Raw genomic sequence first — 18,727 nt, 5'->3', positions numbered from 1 at the left:
CAATCGGTTATTCAAGCACGGTCGTTCGTTTTCTGCTGTCCAGGCGGTGACAAACCGAGCTGGGTGGCCAGGTCGGTGACGATCTCGCGCAGCTGCGCCACCTCCTCCTCCAGCAGGGCGAGGCGGGCCGCCAGGGCGCCGTCGCCGGCCGCGCGGGCCTCGGCGCTGGCCGCTGCCGCAGCCACGTCCACCGGCCCGCACAGCAGGTGCGCCCAGCGCGCCTCGCGGGCGCCCGTGGCGCGCGGCAACTGCACCACCAGCGCTCCGCCCTTGGCCTCGGAGCGGTCGCGCAGCTCCTCGAGGAAGGCCTCGACCGAGGAGATGTCGGCGAAGCGGTACCAGCGCTCGCTGTGGATGCGCAGTTCGCCCGCGGTCTGCGGGCCGCGCAGCATCAGCAGGCCCAGCAGCACCGCCGACTGTTCCGGCACCACCATGGCCCGCTGGAAGTTGTGCTCCCAGCGCATCACGCGCGAGCCGCTGGTGGCGAAGGCCAGCGACCGGCGCTTGAGGCCGTCCAGCGCCTCTTGCACCTGCGCCTCGCTGAGGTTGGAGACGGGATCGCGCGCGCTCTTCTGGTTGCAGCCGGCCACCAGCGCGTTGAGCGTCATCGGGTAGCTGTCCGGCACCGTGCGTGCCTTTTCCATCAGGGTGCCGAGGACGCGCGCCTCGGCCAGGGTTAACGGTTCCATGGGCTTGGGATAATCCGCCGCAGCATGAAGAACATCGTGATCCTCATTTCGGGCGGGGGCTCGAACATGGCCGCCATTGTGCGCGCGGCGCAGCGCGACAACTGGCGCAAGACCCATGGGGCGGAGGTGAAGGCCGTGATCAGCAACCGCCCCGACGCCGGCGGGCTGGCCTTCGCGCGCGAGCAGGGGCTGGCCGCCGAAGTGGTGGACCACAAGCTGTTCCCCTCGCGCGAGGCGTTCGACGAAGCGCTGGCGGCCGCCATCGACCGGCATGCGCCGGCCCTGGTGGTGCTGGCCGGCTTCATGCGCATCCTGACGCCGGCGTTCGTGGAGCGTTACCGCGCTCGCCTGCTGAACATCCACCCCTCGCTGCTGCCCGCCTTTCCCGGCCTGCACACGCACCAGCGCGCGCTGGACGCCGGCTGCCGCTTCGCCGGCGCCACCGTGCACCAGGTCACCGCGGAACTGGATTACGGCCCGATCCTGGAGCAGGCCGTCGTTCCGATCCTGCCGGACGACACCGCGGCGACGCTGGCCGCGCGCGTCCTGACGCAGGAACACTTGATCTATCCGAAAGCGGTCGCGCACTTCCTGCGGCAAGCTGCGTAAGCGGCAGAGGAGGCGCCCCGGTGCAACACGCGGACTTCGTCCACCTGGTGCGGATGTCGGAACACGCGAGCGCGCAGGACGCCGCGGCGTACCGTCGCGGCCTCGCGGCATTCGCCGGCCTGGGCTACGCCTGGGTGCTGGGCTGCTTCGTGCTCGCCGGCGGCCTGCTGGGGCTGATCGCGCATTCCGCGCTGCAAGGGCATTTCCGTGCCGTGTATGCGGTGCCCCTCGTGGCCGCCGCCGGCCTGCTCTGGAGCTGTGCGCGCGCCCTGTGGTTCCACCTCGCCGCGCCGGCAGGCATCCGCCTGCGGCCGCAGGACGCGCCCGCCCTGTTCGAGGCGCTGGAGCGCATCCGCCGCAAGGTGAAGGGGCCGCCCATCCACGAGGTGATGCTGACCGGCGAGCTCAATGCCAGCATCGCGCAGCGCCCGCGCTGGGGCGTGTTCGGCGGCGCCCGCAACCACCTCGCGATCGGGCTGCCCCTGCTGATGGCCCTGGACCGGCAACGCCTGCTGGCCGTGCTCGCGCACGAATACGGCCACCTGCGGCGCGACCACGGCCGCTTCGGCGCCTGGATCTACCGCACGCGGGCCAGCTGGAGCCGCCTGTACGAGAGCATGGAAGGCGAGAGCGGCCCGGTCGCGGCACTGACCCACGGCTTCCTGGCCTGGTACTTCCCGCGCTTCGTTGCCCGCACCTTCGCGCTGGCCCGGCAGGACGAATACGAAGCCGACCGCATCGCGGCCCGGCTCGTCGGCAGCGAGGTCGCCGCAGCGGCCCTGACGGAGATCGCCCTGAAGGCCGACTGGCTGCAGCAGCACTTCTGGCCCAGCCACTGGGCGCAGGCAGTGGACCAGGAGCTGCCGGTGGGGCCCTATGCCCGCATGCGCAAGCTGCTGGCGCTGCCGCTGCCGGACGCCTTCGCGCGCCGAAGCCTGCGCCAGGCGCTGCGCCGCCTCAGCGGCTTCGACGACACGCATCCCGTGCTGCGCGACCGGCTCGACGGCCTGGGCGTGGCGCCGAAGCTGCCCGCCTGGTCCGGGCGTGCCGCGCTGGAACTGCTCGGACGCAAGGCGCACCGGTGGATCGCGCACTTCGACCACCAGTGGCGCGGCGAGAACGCCATCGCCTGGAAGCAGTACCACGCGGCGCTGGCGCGCATCCGCGGCCGCATCGAACACCTGCGCGGGCGCGGCGAGAAGAACGCGGACGAATGGACCGAACTCGGCGACCTCGAACGGCGCCTGCAGGTGGATGCACCGGCGCGCCCGTACTACGACCGCGCCCTGGCGCTGGCGCCGCACCACGGCCAGGCCTTGCAGGGGCTGTACGCCTGCCTGCCGGCGGAGCACGTGCAGCAGCGCATGGCCTGCCTGGAACGCCTGCACGAAGCCAGTCCGCAGCATCGCTGGTGGGCCGCGCAGACGGCGATCGCAGCGCTCGAAGAGGATCCGGCGCACGACGGCGAGGCCCTGGCCTGGTGGCGCGCCCGGCTGCAGCACGCCGAGGCGGCCGAGGCGCGCGCCTGGTCGGAACTCACCCAGCAACCCGTGCTGGCGCGCACCTCCCCGTCCGACCTGAACGAGTTCGAACGCTGGGAGCTGGAGTCGGAACTGGCGCGCTGGCCGGACGTGCGCTGCGCCTGGCTGCTGCGCAAGGAGGTCCGCGAGTTCCCGGCGCGGCGCTGCTACCTGCTGGTCGTCGACGTGCCGCGGCTCGATGCGCAGCAGGCGATCGCGCTGTGCGCCGCATTGGAGCCGGGCCTGTGGCTGCCCGGCCCGGTGCTGCTGCTGTGGAGCGGGCAGTCGCCGGAACTGGGAGAGGTCCGCGGGAAAGGCCGCCCGCTGTACGACGCCCGCGTCGCGGTGTGAGCCCGGCGACAATCGGGGCATGCACCCCAAAGCCTTGCTCGATGCGTGTGCCGAGCTGGTCCGCGAAGTCCTCCGATTCGACCATCCCGCCGACGCCGTGGTGTCGCGCTACTTCCGCGAACACCGTTCGCTCGGCCCGCGCGAGCGCGCCACGCTGGCCGAGACCGCCTATGCCGTGGTGCGGCGCAAGCTGCTGTTCGAGCATTTCGCCGGCTCGGGCAGCGGCCCGCGCGAACGGCGGCTGGCGATCCTCGGGTTTGCCGGCGACCGCGATTTCCTCAAGAGCGCGCTGAACGACCAGGAGAAGCACTGGGTCGACCAGTGCGACGCCGTCGACCGCGCCACGCTCTCCGAGCGGCACCGCCACAACCTGCCGGAGTGGCTGGTCGCGCCGCTGAAGGAGCAGCTGGGCGACGAGTTCTGGCCCCTGGTGGAAAGCCTGGACCAGTCGGCGCCGCTGGACGTGCGCGTCAACACGCTGGGCGACAAGCGCGAGGACGTGCGGCGGGAACTGGCGCTCGCCGGCATCCGCAGCGTGCCCACGCCGTATTCGCCGTGGGGCCTGCGCCTGGAAGGCAAGCCGCCCCTCACCAAGGTCGACGCCTTCGCCCGCGGCGCGATCGAGGTGCAGGACGAGGGTTCGCAGCTGCTGGCCCTGCTGACCGATGCGCGCCGGGGCCAGATGGTGGTGGATTTCTGCGCCGGCGCCGGCGGCAAGACGCTGGCGCTGGGGGCGACGATGCGCAACACGGGGCGGCTCTACGCCTTCGACGTGTCGGCGCACCGGCTGGAGAACTTGAAGCCGCGGCTCGCACGCAGCAAGCTGTCCAACGTGCATCCGGCCGCGATTGCGCACGAGCGCGACGAGCGCATCAAGCGGCTGGCCGGCAAGATCGACCGCGTGATCGTCGACGCGCCCTGTTCGGGCCTGGGCACGCTGCGGCGCAACCCGGACTTGAAATGGCGCCAATCGCCGGAAGCTGTGGTGGAACTGACGGCCAAGCAATCGGCCATCCTCGCCAGCGCGGCGCGGCTGTTGAAGCCCGGCGGGCGCATCGTGTACGCCACCTGCAGCCTGTTGCGGGCCGAGAACGAAGACATCGCGGCGGCCTTTACTGCCGCGCATCCCGGGTTTCGGCGACTATTGGTGCGGGAATTGCTCGAATCCGCCCGCGTGGATGACGCTGGCAAGCTCTGCGGGGAAGGGGGACAGGACCTCCGGCTCTGGCCGCAGCGCCACGCGACGGACGGCTTTTACGCTGCAGTCTGGGAAAAAGTCCAGTCCTGAAGTCAAAAGATGGGTCAACGGGGGGAACCCGAGGCCATAGAATCCGTCCTACACGTTCCTTTGCCCGCGGGGACTTCATGCGGGCTCCTTCCTGAGAAAGAGAAAAAGCATCCATGTTGCTTCCCGACTGGGCCGTCCTGAACGCGGCGATCGACTGGCTCGCCCACGGACTCTGGGACCTGTCCTGGTGGCAGATCGTGCTGTATACGTTGGCGACGACGCACATCACCATCGCGGCCGTCACCATCTTCCTGCACCGTGCGCAGGCGCACCGGGCCATGGACCTGCACGCCATCCCGTCGCACTTCTTCCGCTTCTGGCTGTGGCTGGGCACCGGCATGGTGACCAAGGAGTGGGTGGCCATCCACCGCAAGCACCACGCGAAGTGCGAGACGCCGGAAGACCCGCACAGCCCGCAGACGCGCGGCATCGACACCGTGTTCTGGCAGGGCGCCGAGCTCTATCGCGCCGAGGCGAAGAACCAGGAAACGATGGCCAAGTTCGGCCATGGCACGCCTGACGACTGGATCGAGCGCAACCTCTACACCCGCTACAGCTGGCAGGGCGTGGGCCTGATGCTGATCATCAACGTGGCGCTGTTCGGCTTCCTCGGCCTGGCTGTGTGGGCCGTGCAGATGGCGTGGATCCCGGTGTCCGCCGCCGGCATCATCAACGGCATCGGCCACTACTGGGGCTACCGCAACTTCGAGGCGCCGGACGCCAGCACCAACATCTCCCCCTGGGGGATCATGATCGGTGGCGAGGAGCTGCACAACAACCACCACACGTACCCGACTTCGGCCAAGTTCTCGGTCAAGCCCTACGAGTTCGACATCGGATGGCTCTACATCAGCCTGATGCAGAAGATCGGCTGGGCCACCGTCAAGAAGGTGCCGCCGAAGCTGCGCCTGGGTACGATCAAGCCCGTGGCCGACGAGAAGACGCTCGAGGCCGTGATCGCCAACCGCTACGAGGTGATGGCGCGCTATGGCCGCGAGATGCGCCGCGCCGCCAAGGCGGAGATCGCCGCGCTGCAGGCCAAGGGCCAGGACATCGGAGCGCTGAAGGCCGCCAAGCGCTGGCTGCACCGCGACGAAGAGCGCGTGCCGGCCGCGGCCAGGCCGCAACTGGCCCAGGTGCGGGCCGAGCACCCGGTGCTGGACAAGATGGCCAGCATGCGCGAGGAACTGCGCCAGATGTGGCTCAACACGAACCACTCGCGCGAGCAGCTCGCGGCGGACCTGCAGGCCTGGTGCCGCCGGGCCGAGGAAAGCGGGATCGAGGCGCTGCGCCAGTTCTCGCTGAAGCTGCGCGCCGCGCACGCCTGAGGCACCGAACTCCCGACGAAAGCCCCGCACCGCGGGGCTTTTTTCGTTCACGCCCGGTTCAGGCGTTGCGGACTACCCTGGGTCACGGTCGGCTCGCACACCGAAAGGGAAGCCGGCCGCTGGATGGAAGCCGCGTTGGGCGGTGGAATCAGGCCAAAGCGGAGTTTCCGCGCAGGAGTACCTCATGAAAAGACTGATCGTTTCGATGCTGGCGGTGGGCGCACTCGCGGCGGGCGGGGCCGCCTCCGCGCAGGACATCTTCGGCCTGGGCAACGTGCTGCCGCAGATCCTGGGCAACATCGGCCTGGGCAACGCCTATCCCGGCTTGCCCGGAAACATCTACACCCCTGGCAGCGGCCAGCCGGCCCCTGGCAGCGTCGTGCTCGATGCCAACGGCCGTCCGGTCGTGATCGCCGCGACGGGCGTGGCCGCGATGCCGGGTGGCACGGTGGTCGAGAGCGCCGATGGCGGGCAGGTGACGCTGGACGCGTCGGGCACGTACATCGACCGCTACGGCCGCCGGGTCCAGGTGGACATGACGGGCCGCCACACGCCGATCAGCGGCGTGGGGATCGCGGGCGTGGCGCAGTCGCGGCTGTTCGACCGGGACCGCGACGGGGTGCCGGACAGCTATGACCGCTATCCGAACGATCCGCGCTATCGCTGACGCATGAACGAAGGCCCCGCACCGCGGGGCCTTTCGTCGTGGCGGGTTCGCCTCAATCCATGAGGTTGGCGGGCACCTTGCCGCCGTTGTCCGCCATCTTCTTCATCACCTGCTTGTGCAGCCATGTGTTCATGGCCGCGGAGTCCTGCTTGTCGCCGGTGTAGCCCAGTTCGTCCGCCAGTTCGCGGCGTTCCTGCAGGGTGCTGTCCATGCCGACCAGCTTCATCAGGTCGACGATCGAGGTGCGCCAGTTCAGCTTCTGCGAATTCTTCGCCGCCAGGTCGTCGAGGACCTTCTCGATGTCGACGCGTTGCAGCGTGGCCGCGGCGGCGCCGCCGGCTTGCGTGCCGGTCGGCGCGCCCGCCTGCGCCTGGCTGGCCGAGGCACCTCCAGTCGTCGTTGGAGCGGCTTGCGTGGGGGCGGGCTGCTGCGCGTGCGCGCCGGGGAAGATGCGCGCGAAGATCTTGCCGAGGATGCTCATGGTTGTTCTCCAGAAGGGGACCATGCGCATCATCGGAGGCAAGGCGAGACCGGGCGTGTGGGAGAGGGACGCGTGGTGGCCGAACGGTCGCGCGCGGACGAAAGAAAGGTCTCGCTGATTTCCGGGGAGACAAGAGAATGGCGATCGATGGCTGCCACGGTTCGCCGGTTGCCTTCGACCCGGACCCGGGCGTGACCGTCCATCAGTGAGCGCGCCTCGAGCGCCGGCGACTGCGCCAACCGAAGCCACACCCTTCCGATCGACACGCTGCAGGACCAGTCCGTGTTTGTCCGGCTCAGCGACATCAAGGAGGAGGCGCAGGCGCGGCGCCAGCACGAGCAACGGTTCTCATCCGCGCCGGGGGACAGTCGCTGAGACGGACAGACACGGGCTGGTCCGGCCCGAGCGGCGCGACGTCCACCGAACACGGCCCCCGAGCGGCTGCCCGTCGCAGATCAATTGATCTCGACAACCTCAGCTTGGCAGTGGTGACTGGTCTCCCCGCAAATCGGCGAAGAACCAAGTAAAAAGCCCCGCATCGCGGGGCTTTCCGGATCCCCGCCTGGGTGGGGACGACCGTGATCACCGGGTGACCGGCATCACTTCAGTTTGGTTTCCTTGTACTCGACGTGCTTGCGCGCCTTCGGGTCGAACTTCATGATCGACATCTTCTCGGGCATCGTCTTCTTGTTCTTGCTGGTCGTGTAGAAGTGGCCGGTGCCCGCGGTGGACTCCAGCTTGATCTTTTCGCGTCCGCCTTTGCTGCTTGCCATGGTGCTGCTCCTTGAGGGACTTAAGCCTGGCCGCGCGCACGCATGTCGGCGAGCACGGCGTCGATGCCATTCTTGTCGATGAGGCGCAGCGCGGCGCTGGAAACGCGCAGGCGCACCCAGCGGTTCTCGCTCTCGACCCAGAAACGGCGGTATTGCAGGTTCGGCAGGAACCGGCGCTTGGTTCGGTTGTTGGCGTGGGAGACGTTGTTCCCCACCATCGGGCCCTTGCCCGTCACGTCGCAGACGCGTGCCATCAGCACTCTCCGATATCTTCGAAACGGCGGAACTTGCCGGCCGGCGCGCATGCGCGTCGACCTCGCTCTCGCCTCACCTCGCCAGAAGGGTGGCGGTAACCCGTGGCTGACGAGACCTTCCCAGGTCCGCAATCAGCCGAGCCGGCGATTATAGCCCAGGGCGCGAATCTAGTCCTGCTGCTCCAGGAACCGCTGCGCATCCAGCGCCGCCATGCACCCCGTCCCGGCGCTCGTGATCGCCTGGCGGTACACGTGGTCCTGCACGTCGCCTGCCGCGAACACGCCGGGCACGCTGGTCATGGTGGCGAAACCATTGAGCCCGCCCTTGGTGAGGATGTAGCCATCCTTCATCTCCAGCTGGCCCTGGAAGATCTCGGTGTTGGGCGAATGGCCGATCGCGATGAAGCAGCCCTGCAGCTTCAGGTCCTCCGTCGCGCCGGTCCGGGTGTCCTTCAGGCGCACGCCGGTGACGCCGCTCGCGTCGCCCAGCACCTCGTCGAGCGTCTGGAACAGCTTGAGCTCGATCTTTCCTTCCGCGACCTTCTGCATCACCTTGTCGACGAGGATGGGCTCGGCGCGGAACTTGTCGCGCCGGTGCACGAGGTAGACCTTGCTGGCGATGTTCGAGAGGTACAACGCCTCTTCCACCGCGGTGTTGCCGCCCCCGATGACGCAGGTGACCTGCCCGCGATAGAAGAAGCCGTCGCAGGTCGCGCAGGCGCTCACGCCCTTGCCCATGAAGGCCTGCTCCGAAGGCAGCCCCAGGTAGCGCGCCGACGCGCCGGTGGCGATGACCAGCGAGTCGCAGGTGTAGGTGCCGCTATCCCCCGAAAGGGTGAAGGGACGCCGGCTGAAATCGACCTTGTTGATGTGGTCGAACACGATCTCGGTCTTGAAGCGCTCGGCGTGTTCGAGGAAGCGCTGCATCAGCTCGGGGCCTTGCACGCCGTGCACGTCGGCCGGCCAGTTATCGACTTCGGTGGTCGTCATCAACTGGCCGCCTTGCGCGATGCCGGTGATCAGGACCGGGTTCAGGTTGGCACGGGCTGCATAGACGGCGGCGGTATAGCCGGCGGGGCCGGAACCGAGGATCAGGACTTTGGCGTGCTTGCTGTTGTTCATGATGGAAAAACCTGTGTGGCAAACGCCACAGGTCGGTGTACATTTCTGCCCGGTTGGAGAAGTATCACCGATGCACGCATGCGCAATGCTTGCGACTTCTCAATTACGAAGATTGTAAGAACCCATCACAGGCCACTTCGCCGGAGGGATTTGAAACATGTCGATGCTGTCCAACCTGGAACTGATTCGCCGGGTGCCGCTGTTCGCCCTGCTGACATCGTCCCAGGCGGAAGCCGTCGCCGATGCGGTGATCAAGCGCCGCTTCAAGCGCGGCGAGACCATCGTGGAACAGGGCGAGAAGACCAACACGCTGTTCATCATCCTCACCGGCCGGGTGCGCGTCGTCACCTCCGACAAGCGCGGCCGCGAGGTGATCCTGGCCACGCTGAACCCGGGTGACTACATCGGCGAGATGAGCCTGATCGACAACGAGCCGCACTCGGCCACCTGCCGCGCGGAGGTGCAGACCGACATGCTCACGCTGGGCCGGGCCGAGTTCGCCCGCTGCCTGCCCGAGAACAGCTCGATGTCGTACGCGATCATGAAGGGGCTGGTGCAGCGCCTGCGGCAGGCCGATCGCAAGATCGAATCGCTGGCGCTGATGGACGTGTACGGGCGCGTCGCGCGGGCACTGCTCGAATTCGCGCAACCCGATCGCGAAGGCCTCATGACCATCCGCGAACGCATCTCGCGCCAGGACATCGCCAAGATGGTCGGCGCCTCGCGGGAGATGGTCAGCCGGGTGATGAAGGACCTGGAAGACCGCGGCTTCATCGAGACCCGCGAAGACGGCTCGATGCTGGTCAAGGACCGCCTGACCACCCTCGGCTGACGGTACGGCGCAACATCCCCCCACCGCTCGCCCCTCGCGCGGGCGGATGTAAGTCCTCCCTGCGCTAAGCTCGCGCTTGCGCATGACGTACTCGCTGAACACCCTCACGGACGCGCCGGACGCGGCGTCCGCCCCGCGCCCGGGCCTGGCCCGCTTCGCCCACGAGAGCGCGCTGGTGCTCGGGGCCGCGGCCCTGGTGTTCTGGCTGCTCGCGATGGTGAGCCACTCGCCGGCCGACGCGGCCTTCTCCACCTCGGGCGACGGCAGCCCGCTGCACAACTGGGGTGGCCGGCTGGGCGCCTGGCTGGCCGATGGCAGCTACTTCGCGCTTGGCTACTCGGCGTGGTGGTGCGTGGCCGCCGGCGTGCGCGCCTGGCTCGCTTCGCTGGCGCGCTGGATGCGCTCGGAGGAGCCCGTGCCCGAGGCGCCGGGGCCGGTGTGGCTGCGCAGCCGCTGGATGTTCTGGGCGGGCCTCGCGCTGCTGCTGGCCGCCAGCGCGGGGCTGGAGTGGTCTCGCCTGTACCGCCTCGAGCCGCGCCTGCCGGACCACGCCGGCGGCGCGCTGGGTTACCTGGTGGGCCGCACCGGCGTGCAGTGGCTCGGATTCACGGGCTCGGGCCTGTTCTTCATCGCCCTGCTGGTGCTGGCGACGGCGGTGGTGTTCCGCTTCTCCTGGAGCCACGTGGCCGAACGCCTGGGCGCGGTCGTCGACGGCTTCATCGCCGCGCGGCGCGAAAAGCGCGAGATGGCCGAGGACCTGGCGCTGGGCCAGCGGGCGGCGCGCGAGCGCGAGGAAACGGTGCAGGAAGAGCGCATCGAGAGCGAGGAGCACCATCCGACGCCGGTGCTGATCGAGCCGGTGATCGTCGACGTGCCCAAGAGCGCGCGGGTGGCCAAGGAGCGCCAGAAACCGCTGTTCGCCGAGATGCCGGACAGCAAGCTGCCGCAGGTGGACCTGCTGGATACGGCCAGCGGCCGGCAGGAAACCGTCTCGCCCGAGACGCTGGAGATGACCTCGCGGCTGATCGAGAAGAAGCTCAAGGACTTCGGCGTCGAGGTGCGGGTGGTGCTGGCCTCGCCGGGCCCCGTGATCACGCGCTACGAGATCGAACCGGCCACCGGGGTGAAGGGCTCGCAGATCGTCGGCCTGGCCAAGGACCTGGCGCGCTCGCTGTCGCTGGTCTCCATCCGCGTGGTCGAGACCATCCCGGGCAAGAACTACATGGCGCTGGAACTGCCCAACGCCAAGCGGCAGTCGATCAAGCTGTCGGAGATCCTCGGCTCGCAGGCGTACAACGAGGCGAAGTCGCAGCTGTCGATGGGCCTGGGCAAGGACATCGTCGGCAACCCGGTCGTGGCGGACCTGGCGAAGATGCCCCACGTGCTGGTGGCCGGCACCACCGGCTCCGGCAAGTCGGTGGGCATCAACGCGATGATCCTGAGCCTGCTGTACAAGTCGGAGGCGCGCGACGTGCGCCTGCTGATGATCGACCCCAAGATGCTGGAGATGTCGATCTACGAGGGCATCCCGCACCTGCTGGCGCCCGTGGTCACCGACATGCGGCAGGCCGCCAACGGCCTCACATGGTGCGTGGCCGAGATGGAGCGGCGCTACCGCCTCCTGAGCAAGATGGGCGTGCGCAACCTCGCCGGCTACAACCACAAGATCGACGAGGCGAAGGCGAAGGGGGAACTGATCCCGAATCCCTTCAGCCTCACGCCCGAAAGCCCCGAGCCGCTCGACCGCCTGCCCCACATCGTGGTGGTGATCGACGAACTGGCCGACCTGATGATGGTGGTGGGCAAGAAGATCGAGGAGCTGATCGCCCGGCTGGCGCAGAAGGCGCGCGCCGCGGGCATCCACCTGATCCTGGCCACCCAGCGCCCCAGCGTCGACGTGATCACGGGCCTGATCAAGGCCAACATCCCGACGCGCATCGCCTTCCAGGTCTCCAGCAAGATCGACAGCCGCACCATCCTCGACCAGATGGGCGCGGAAGCGCTGCTGGGCATGGGCGACATGCTCTACATGGCCAGCGGCACCGGCCTGCCGGTGCGCGTGCACGGCGCCTTCGTGAGCGACGAGGAAGTGCACCGCGTCGTGCATTACCTCAAGGAGCAGGGCGGCGAGCCGAACTACATCGAGGGCGTGCTCGAGGGCGGCACGGTCGACGGCGAGGACGGCGCTGCGGGCGGCGTGGCCGGCGAAGGTGGCGGCGAGGGCGACCCGCTCTACGACCGCGCCGTGGAAGTGGTGCTGAAGAACCAGAAGGCGAGCATCTCGCTGGTGCAGCGGCACCTGGCCATCGGCTACAACAAGGCCGCGAACCTGCTGGAGGCCATGGAAAAGGCCGGGCTGGTGAGTCCGATGAACGCGCGGGGCCAGCGGGAGATCATGGTGCCGGGCCGCGAGTAGGCTTGGCGGTGACGCGCGAAGCGCCGGTCCGAGTGCTGAATGCAGCGCGTAGTCCGAGCGGCCCGCCTCGGCCACAGGGCCGGCGTAGGACAAGCGCCCCAACGCGCGCCGGCCGCCCGCCATTTTGCAGAGTTCACGACCGGTTAACGAACTTCCCCGCGGACGGGCTACCCAACGGAGAATTGCCTTGTCGGGAGAGATCCGCATGAAGAAACTGTTTGCCGCCTTTGCACTGAGCACGCTGGCCGCTGCCGCCGCCCACGCCGGGCCGATCGAAAGCCTCGAGAACTTCATCCGTACGGCCAAGAGCGGCCATGCGGACTTCACGCAGGTCATCACGGCGCCGTCGAAGAACGGCGAGGCCGCACGGACCAAGACCTCCACCGGGACCTTCGACTTCCAGCGGCCGAACCGCTTCCGCTTCGATTACCGCAAGCCGTTCGAGCAGACCATCGTGGCCGACGGCCAGACGCTGTGGCTGCATGACAAGGACCTGAACCAGGTCACGCAGCGCAAGCAGGCCAAGGTGCTGGGCGCCACGCCCGCGGCCCTGATCGCCGCGTCGCCGGACCTGGAGACGCTGAAGAAGGACTTCGACCTGCAGGCCCTGCCGGACAAGGACGGCCTGCAGTGGGTGCAGGCCACGCCGCGCGTCAAGGAAGGCCAGCTCGCGAACATGAAGGTGGGCTTCCGCGGCGAGCAGCTCGCCGCGCTCGACATCCTGGACAGCTTCGGCCAGCGCTCGCTGATCACGTTCAACGGGCTGCAGGTGAATGCGGGGGTGGGAGCGGATGCGTTCCGGTTCCAGCCGCCGAAGGGCGCGGACGTCGTGCAGGCTCCCTGAGCCCTTCCTCCCTCCCCTCCGGGGGAGGGCAGGGGTGGGGGCACTCCCCGCGCGTGATTCACCTCGGGAGCGCCCCCATCCCGACCTTCCCCCAAAGGGGGAAGGAGGAAAACCGGTCAGATCTCCCGCGCGATCTGGTCCAGCTGCTTGCGCTCGATGTACTCCTCCATCCGCGACAGCAGCCGCCACCACTCCGATCCGTCCTCGCGGTACAGCCTGATCGCCCCGGCGCGCACGAGGATCTTGCGCAGTTCGTCGTCGGCGAAGCCGCCCAGGTGGTTGCGCAGGGTCTCGAAGGAGCGGTCGGTGTACGCCTTGTGGCTGAGGAAGTGCCGCGCGGTCGTCTCCGCCATGAATTCGACCTTGTGCAGCTCCTGCTGGATGCGCAGCTGGTTGGCCAGTTGCTGGCGATTGAGCAGGTAGCTGATGCCTCCCCCCACCATGGCCCCGAGCAGGGCCGACAGCGTTGACCAGAGCGCGGCGTCCATGATCGCCGCACTATAAACTCGACCGCATGAGCAAGGCCACCCCCGCCCACGCGCCGCTCGCCGAGCGCCTGCGGCCCCAGGCGCTGGGCGAGGTGATCGGCCAGCAGCACCTGCTGGGGGCGGGCATGCCGCTGCGCATCGCCTTCGAATCCGGCCAGCCCCACAGCTGCATCCTGTGGGGGCCGCCCGGCACCGGCAAGACCACCATCGCGCGGCTGATGGCCGATGCGTTCGACGCCCAGTTCATCACCATCAGCGCGGTGCTGGGCGGCGTGAAGGACATCCGCGACGCGGTCGAACAGGCGCAGGTCGCGCAGGGCCATGGCCGCCGCACCATCGTGTTCGTCGACGAGGTGCACCGCTTCAACAAGAGCCAGCAGGACGCCTTCCTGCCGCACGTCGAATCGGGCCTGTTCACCTTCATCGGCGCGACCACCGAGAACCCGTCGTTCGAGGTGAACTCCGCGCTGCTGTCGCGCGCCGCCGTGTACGTGCTGCAGCCCCTGTCGGAGGAGGACCTGCAGCAGATCGTGCAGCGCGCGCAGGCGATCGGTGCCGTGCCCGCCATCGAGGCCAAGGCGCTCGAGCGGCTGGTCGCCTATGCCGACGGCGACGCGCGGCGCCTGCTGAACACGCTGGAGACGCTGGCCGTCGCAGCCACCAAGGAAAAGCGCGCCGAGGTCGGCGACGAATGGCTGCTCAAGGTGCTGGGCGAGCGCATGCGCCGCTACGACAAGGGCGGCGAGCAGTTCTACGACACCATCAGTGCGCTGCACAAGTCGGTGCGCGGCTCCGACCCCGATGCCACGCTGTACTGGTTCGTGCGCATGATCGACGGCGGCGTCGATCCGCGCTACGTGGCCCGCCGCATGATCCGCATGGCGATCGAGGACATCGGCCTGGCGGACCCGCGCGCGCTGCGGATCGCCCTGGACGCCTCGGAGGTCTACGAGCGCCTGGGCAGCCCCGAAGGCGAGCTCGCGCTGGCCGAGTGCCTGGTGTATCTCGCGATCGCGCCGAAGTCGAACGCCGTCTACGTGGGCTACAACGAGGCGCGCGCGCTGGTGCGCAAGGACGGCACCCGTCCGGTGCCCCTGCACCTTCGCAATGCGCCCACGCGCCTGATGAAGGACCTGGGCTACGGCAAGGAGTACCGTTACGCGCACGACGAGGAAGGCGGCTTCGCGGCCGGCGAGACCTATTTCCCCGAGGGCATGCAGCCGCCCCGGTTCTACCGGCCCGTCGAGCGCGGGCTGGAGATCCGGATCGCGGAAAAGCTGCGCGAATTGCGCTCGCTCAACGAAAGGAAAAGATAGAGGGTTAACCCCCTGCCGGGCAAAAGTTGGGCGTCAGGTGGCACCGTTACAATCGCCGCCGCATCAACCCGCCTGTGGATCCGCTTGGCGGGTTTTTTGCTGAATGCAAGCGCCTCACAAAGGTGTCGCCGGCGCCGGTCCGGCCAAGAAACGGAGAACCCCTCTATGGAGATCCTGCTGCAGCAGATCATCAACGGTCTGGTCCTGGGCAGCATGTACGCACTGGTGGCCCTGGGCTACACCATGGTGTACGGCATCATCAACCTGATCAACTTCGCGCACGGCGAGGTGCTGATGGTGGGCGCGCTCACCAGCTGGGCGATCATCACCAACGCGCAGGAAGCGATGCCGGGCATTCCCGGCTGGCTGCTGCTGCTGGTGGCGCTGATCATCTCCTGCGTGGTCGCGGCCGTGCTGAATTTCGCCATCGAGAAGATTGCCTACCGGCCGCTGCGCAACAGCCCGAAGCTCGCGCCCCTCATCACGGCCATCGGCATGTCGCTGCTGCTGCAGACGCTGGCGATGATCATCTTCAAGCCGAACTACAAGCCGTATCCGACGCTGCTGCCCCCCGTGCCGATCCAGGTGGCGGGCGCGGTGATCACGACGACGCAGATCGTGATCCTGGCGATGACCGCCATTTCGCTCGGGGTGCTGACGTACCTGGTGAACTACACCCGCCTCGGGCGCGCGATGCGCGCGACGGCGGAGAACCCCCGCGTGGCCGCCCTCATGGGCGTGAAGCCGGACATGGTGATTTCCGCCACCTTCATCATCGGGGCGGTGCTGGCCACCATCGCCGGCGTGATGTACGCCTCGAACTACGGCACGGTGTCGCACACCATGGGCTTCCTGCCGGGCCTGAAGGCCTTCACCGCGGCGGTGTTCGGCGGCATCGGCAACCTCGCGGGCGCGGTGGTCGGCGGCGTGCTGCTGGGGCTGATCGAGTCGATCGGCTCCGGCTACCTCGGGATGCTGACCGGCGGCGTGCTGGGCAGCCACTATTCGGACATCTTCGCCTTCATCGTGCTGATCGTGATCCTCACGCTGCGCCCCTCGGGCCTGCTGGGCGAGCGCGTGGCGGACCGGGCCTGAGGAGCAAAGCATGGCCATGTTCCAACGCACCAACAAGGCGGGCTGGGTGGTGGGCGGCATCGCCCTGCTCGTGCTGCCCCTCCTGCTGCAATACGCGGGCAACTTCTGGGTCCGCATCGCCGACAGCGCGCTGCTCTACGTGCTGCTCGCGCTGGGCCTCAACATCGTGGTGGGCTTCGCCGGCCTGCTGGACCTGGGCTTCGTCGCCTTCTTCGCGATCGGCGCCTACCTCTATGGCCTGCTGGCCTCGCCGCACCTGGCCGAGGCCTTTCCCTGGATCGCGCAGATGTGGCCGGAGGGCCTGCACATCTCGATCTGGGCGGTGATCCCGCTGGGTGCACTGGTGGCCGGATTCTTCGGCGTGCTGCTCGGCGCGCCGACGCTCAAGCTGCGCGGCGACTACCTCGCGATCGTGACGCTCGGCTTCGGCGAGATCATCCGCGTGTTCCTGAACAACCTCGACCAGCCGATCAACCTCACCAACGGCCCCAAGGGGCTGGGGCAGATCGATTCCGTGACGATCTTCGGACTGGACCTGGGCAAGCGCATGGAGGTGACCGAGAACTTCGACATCTCCTCGGTCACCTTCTACTACTACCTGTTCCTGATCCTGGTGGTGCTGAGCGTGGTGATCTGCCACCGCCTGGAGCTCTCGCGCATCGGGCGGGCGTGGATGGCGATCCGCGAGGACGAGATCGCGGCCAAGGCGATGGGCATCAACACCCGCAACATGAAGCTGCTGGCCTTCGGCATGGGCGCCACCTTCGGCGGCGTGTCGGGCACCATGTTCGCGGCCTTCCAGGGCTTCGTCTCGCCCGAGTCCTTCAGCCTGATGGAGTCGATCATGATCGTGGCGATGGTGGTGCTGGGCGGCATCGGCCACCTGCCGGGCGTGATCCTCGGGGCGGTGCTGCTGTCGGCGCTGCCGGAGGTGCTGCGCTGGGTGTCCGGCGCGCTGGACCTGCAGTCGATCTCCGGCGGGCGCCTGGACCCCGCCATCCTGCGCCAGCTGCTCATCGCCCTGGCGATGATCATCGTCATGCTGCTGCGGCCGCGCGGGCTCTGGCCGACGGCGGAGCACGGCAAGGCGCTGCAGGCCCCAGCCAAGTAAGGAGCAGCGCATGGCAGATGTCGTTCTCCGCGTGGCGGGCGTTTCCAAGCGTTTCGGCGGCCTGCAGGCGCTGTCGGACGTGGGGGTCACCATCGAGCGCGGGCAGGTCTACGGCCTGATCGGCCCCAATGGCGCCGGCAAGACCACCTTCTTCAACGTGCTCACGGGCCTGTACACGCCCGACAGCGGCAGCTTCGAGCTGGCCGGCAAGGCCTACCAGCCGACCGCGGTGCACGACGTCGCCCGCGCGGGCATCGCGCGTACCTTCCAGAACATCCGCCTGTTCGCCGACATGACGGCGCTGGAGAACGTGATGGTGGGCCGCCACGTGCGCACGCACTCGGGACTGCTCGGCGCCATGCTGCGCACCAGGACCTTCAAGAAGGAGGAAGCGGAAATCGCCAAGCGCGCGCAGGAGCTGCTCGATTACGTGGGCATCGGCCGCTTTGCCGAATACAAGGCGCGCACGCTGTCCTATGGCGACCAGCGGCGGCTGGAGATCGCGCGGGCGCTCGCCACGGACCCGCAGCTGATCGCGCTGGACGAGCCGGCCGCCGGCATGAACTCCACCGAGAAGGTGGTGCTGCGCGAGCTGATCGACCGCATCCGCAAGGACGGCCGCACCATCCTGCTGATCGAGCACGACGTCAAGCTCGTGATGGGCCTGTGCGACCGCGTGACGGTGCTCGATTACGGCAAGCAGATCGCCGAGGGCTCGCCCTACGACGTGCAGCGCAACGAGAAGGTGATCGAGGCCTACCTCGGTCACAGCCACAAGCCCACCGGCACGGCCGCCGGCGCAGCGGTTGGAGAACAGCAATGAGCCAGACCCTGCTGAAGGTGAGCGGGCTGAAGGTGGCCTATGGCGGCATCCAGGCCGTCAAGGGCGTGGACTTCGAGGTGCGCGAGGGCGAACTGGTGACGCTGATCGGCTCCAACGGCGCCGGCAAGACCACCACCATGAAGGCGATCACCGGCCTGCAGCCGCTCAACGGCGGCGAGATCGAGTACCTGGGCCAGAGCATCAAGGGCCGCGGCGCATGGGACCTCGTCAAGCAGGGCCTCGCGATGGTGCCCGAAGGCCGCGGCGTCTTCACCCGCATGACCATCACCGAGAACCTGCTGATGGGCGCGCACATCCGCACCGACAAGGCCGGCATCGCCGGCGACATGGACAGGGTCTTCACGATCTTCCCGCGCCTGAAGGAACGCCGCGACCAGCTCGCGGGCACCATGTCCGGCGGGGAGCAGCAGATGCTGGCGATGGGCCGCGCGCTCATGAGCCGGCCCAAGGTGCTGCTGATGGACGAACCGTCGATGGGCCTGTCGCCCATCATGGTGGACAAGATCTTCGAGGTGGTGCGCGAGGTGCACTCGCAGGGCGTGACGATCCTGCTGGTGGAGCAGAACGCCAGCCGCGCGCTGGAGATCGCCGACCGCGGCTACGTGATGGAGTCCGGCGTCATCAGCATGTCGGGCGACGCCCGCGAGATGCTGAACGACCCGAAGGTGCGGGCGGCCTACCTCGGCGAGTGAGCCGACC

The 18,727-nt window shown here is 68.4% G+C and carries 19 protein-coding genes; 13 read left to right on the top strand and 6 right to left on the bottom strand.

Annotated elements, in window-relative coordinates:
* Positions 1-11 precede the first annotated feature (11 nt).
* Positions 12-689 carry a YceH family protein gene (locus WG923_RS19010; protein ID WP_340352559.1) on the bottom strand — a complete coding sequence of 226 codons (678 nt, stop codon included), beginning with the start codon at positions 687-689 and terminating at the stop codon, positions 12-14.
* A gap of 24 nt (positions 690-713) precedes the next feature.
* On the opposite strand from WG923_RS19010, the gene purN reads away from it, so the two are divergent.
* The 5 genes from purN (at position 714) to WG923_RS18985 (ending at position 6,452) form a co-directional block, all read left to right on the top strand.
* The gene (gene purN / locus WG923_RS19005; protein ID WP_340352558.1) at positions 714-1,298 is read left to right on the top strand and encodes a phosphoribosylglycinamide formyltransferase; all 585 of its coding nucleotides are present in this window, start codon (positions 714-716) and stop codon (positions 1,296-1,298) included.
* A 20-nt stretch (positions 1,299-1,318) separates the two neighbouring features.
* Positions 1,319-3,169, top strand: coding sequence for a M48 family metallopeptidase (locus tag WG923_RS19000; protein WP_340352557.1), 1,851 nt, complete (start codon positions 1,319-1,321; stop codon positions 3,167-3,169).
* 19 nt (positions 3,170-3,188) lie between these two features.
* Positions 3,189-4,457: an RsmB/NOP family class I SAM-dependent RNA methyltransferase gene (locus WG923_RS18995; protein WP_340352556.1), complete on the top strand. Its 1,269-nt coding sequence runs from the start codon at positions 3,189-3,191 to the stop codon at positions 4,455-4,457.
* Between the two features lie 113 nt (positions 4,458-4,570).
* Positions 4,571-5,785 (top strand): DesA family fatty acid desaturase, encoded by a 1,215-nt coding sequence (locus tag WG923_RS18990; protein ID WP_340352555.1) that lies wholly within the window; start codon positions 4,571-4,573, stop codon positions 5,783-5,785.
* Between the two features lie 184 nt (positions 5,786-5,969).
* Complete coding sequence (locus WG923_RS18985) at positions 5,970-6,452, top strand: hypothetical protein (RefSeq protein ID WP_340352554.1); 483 nt, start codon at positions 5,970-5,972, stop codon at positions 6,450-6,452.
* 52 nt (positions 6,453-6,504) lie between these two features.
* On the opposite strand, the gene WG923_RS18980 is transcribed toward WG923_RS18985, so the two are convergent.
* The 4 genes from WG923_RS18980 to trxB all read right to left on the bottom strand — a co-directional run bounded on the left by WG923_RS18980 (position 6,505) and on the right by trxB (position 9,082).
* Positions 6,505-6,933, bottom strand: coding sequence for a DUF3597 domain-containing protein (locus WG923_RS18980; protein WP_340352553.1), 429 nt, complete (start codon positions 6,931-6,933; stop codon positions 6,505-6,507).
* Between the two features lie 599 nt (positions 6,934-7,532).
* Positions 7,533-7,706, bottom strand: a complete 174-nt coding sequence (gene rpmG / locus WG923_RS18975) for a 50S ribosomal protein L33 (RefSeq protein WP_201676774.1) — start codon at positions 7,704-7,706, stop codon at positions 7,533-7,535.
* Between the two features lie 20 nt (positions 7,707-7,726).
* Positions 7,727-7,960, bottom strand: coding sequence for a 50S ribosomal protein L28 (rpmB, locus tag WG923_RS18970; protein ID WP_201693300.1), 234 nt, complete (start codon positions 7,958-7,960; stop codon positions 7,727-7,729).
* Between the two features lie 168 nt (positions 7,961-8,128).
* The gene (trxB, locus tag WG923_RS18965) at positions 8,129-9,082 is read right to left on the bottom strand and encodes a thioredoxin-disulfide reductase (protein WP_340352552.1); all 954 of its coding nucleotides are present in this window, start codon (positions 9,080-9,082) and stop codon (positions 8,129-8,131) included.
* Between the two features lie 157 nt (positions 9,083-9,239).
* Here trxB and WG923_RS18960 point away from each other — a divergent pair, with 157 nt between their 5' ends.
* From WG923_RS18960 to lolA, 3 genes are all read left to right on the top strand, one after another.
* Entirely contained in the window at positions 9,240-9,914 is a 675-nt protein-coding gene (locus WG923_RS18960) for a Crp/Fnr family transcriptional regulator (protein WP_201693301.1), read from the top strand.
* A gap of 82 nt (positions 9,915-9,996) precedes the next feature.
* Complete coding sequence (locus WG923_RS18955) at positions 9,997-12,330, top strand: DNA translocase FtsK (RefSeq protein ID WP_340352551.1); 2,334 nt, start codon at positions 9,997-9,999, stop codon at positions 12,328-12,330.
* A 205-nt stretch (positions 12,331-12,535) separates the two neighbouring features.
* Complete coding sequence (gene lolA / locus WG923_RS18950) at positions 12,536-13,174, top strand: outer membrane lipoprotein chaperone LolA (protein ID WP_340352550.1); 639 nt, start codon at positions 12,536-12,538, stop codon at positions 13,172-13,174.
* A 116-nt stretch (positions 13,175-13,290) separates the two neighbouring features.
* Here lolA and WG923_RS18945 read toward each other — a convergent pair whose 3' ends face one another.
* Positions 13,291-13,662, bottom strand: a complete 372-nt coding sequence (locus tag WG923_RS18945) for a hypothetical protein (RefSeq protein ID WP_340352549.1) — start codon at positions 13,660-13,662, stop codon at positions 13,291-13,293.
* 26 nt (positions 13,663-13,688) lie between these two features.
* Between WG923_RS18945 and WG923_RS18940 the strand changes: the two genes are divergently transcribed.
* From WG923_RS18940 to WG923_RS18920, 5 genes are all read left to right on the top strand, one after another.
* Positions 13,689-14,978, top strand: a complete 1,290-nt coding sequence (locus tag WG923_RS18940) for a replication-associated recombination protein A (RefSeq protein ID WP_340352548.1) — start codon at positions 13,689-13,691, stop codon at positions 14,976-14,978.
* Between the two features lie 165 nt (positions 14,979-15,143).
* The gene (locus tag WG923_RS18935) at positions 15,144-16,073 is read left to right on the top strand and encodes a branched-chain amino acid ABC transporter permease (RefSeq protein ID WP_340352547.1); all 930 of its coding nucleotides are present in this window, start codon (positions 15,144-15,146) and stop codon (positions 16,071-16,073) included.
* Positions 16,074-16,089: 16 nt separating this feature from the next.
* Positions 16,090-17,184, top strand: a complete 1,095-nt coding sequence (locus tag WG923_RS18930) for a branched-chain amino acid ABC transporter permease (protein WP_340352642.1) — start codon at positions 16,090-16,092, stop codon at positions 17,182-17,184.
* A 10-nt stretch (positions 17,185-17,194) separates the two neighbouring features.
* Entirely contained in the window at positions 17,195-18,007 is an 813-nt protein-coding gene (locus tag WG923_RS18925; protein ID WP_340352546.1) for an ABC transporter ATP-binding protein, read from the top strand.
* On the top strand, positions 18,004-18,720 hold the full coding sequence (locus WG923_RS18920) for an ABC transporter ATP-binding protein (RefSeq protein ID WP_340352545.1): 717 nt from the start codon (positions 18,004-18,006) through the stop codon (positions 18,718-18,720). The genes WG923_RS18925 and WG923_RS18920 overlap by 4 nt, the downstream gene beginning before the upstream one ends.
* The last annotated feature ends 7 nt before the right edge of the window (positions 18,721-18,727 follow it).

This window comes from Ramlibacter sp. AN1133 (assembly GCF_037890035.1).
In the GTDB taxonomy this organism is placed as follows: Bacteria; Pseudomonadota; Gammaproteobacteria; order Burkholderiales; family Burkholderiaceae_C; genus Ramlibacter.
The sequence above is the reverse complement of the archived record's forward strand: the minus strand, read 5'-3'. Positions and strand labels throughout refer to the sequence as shown.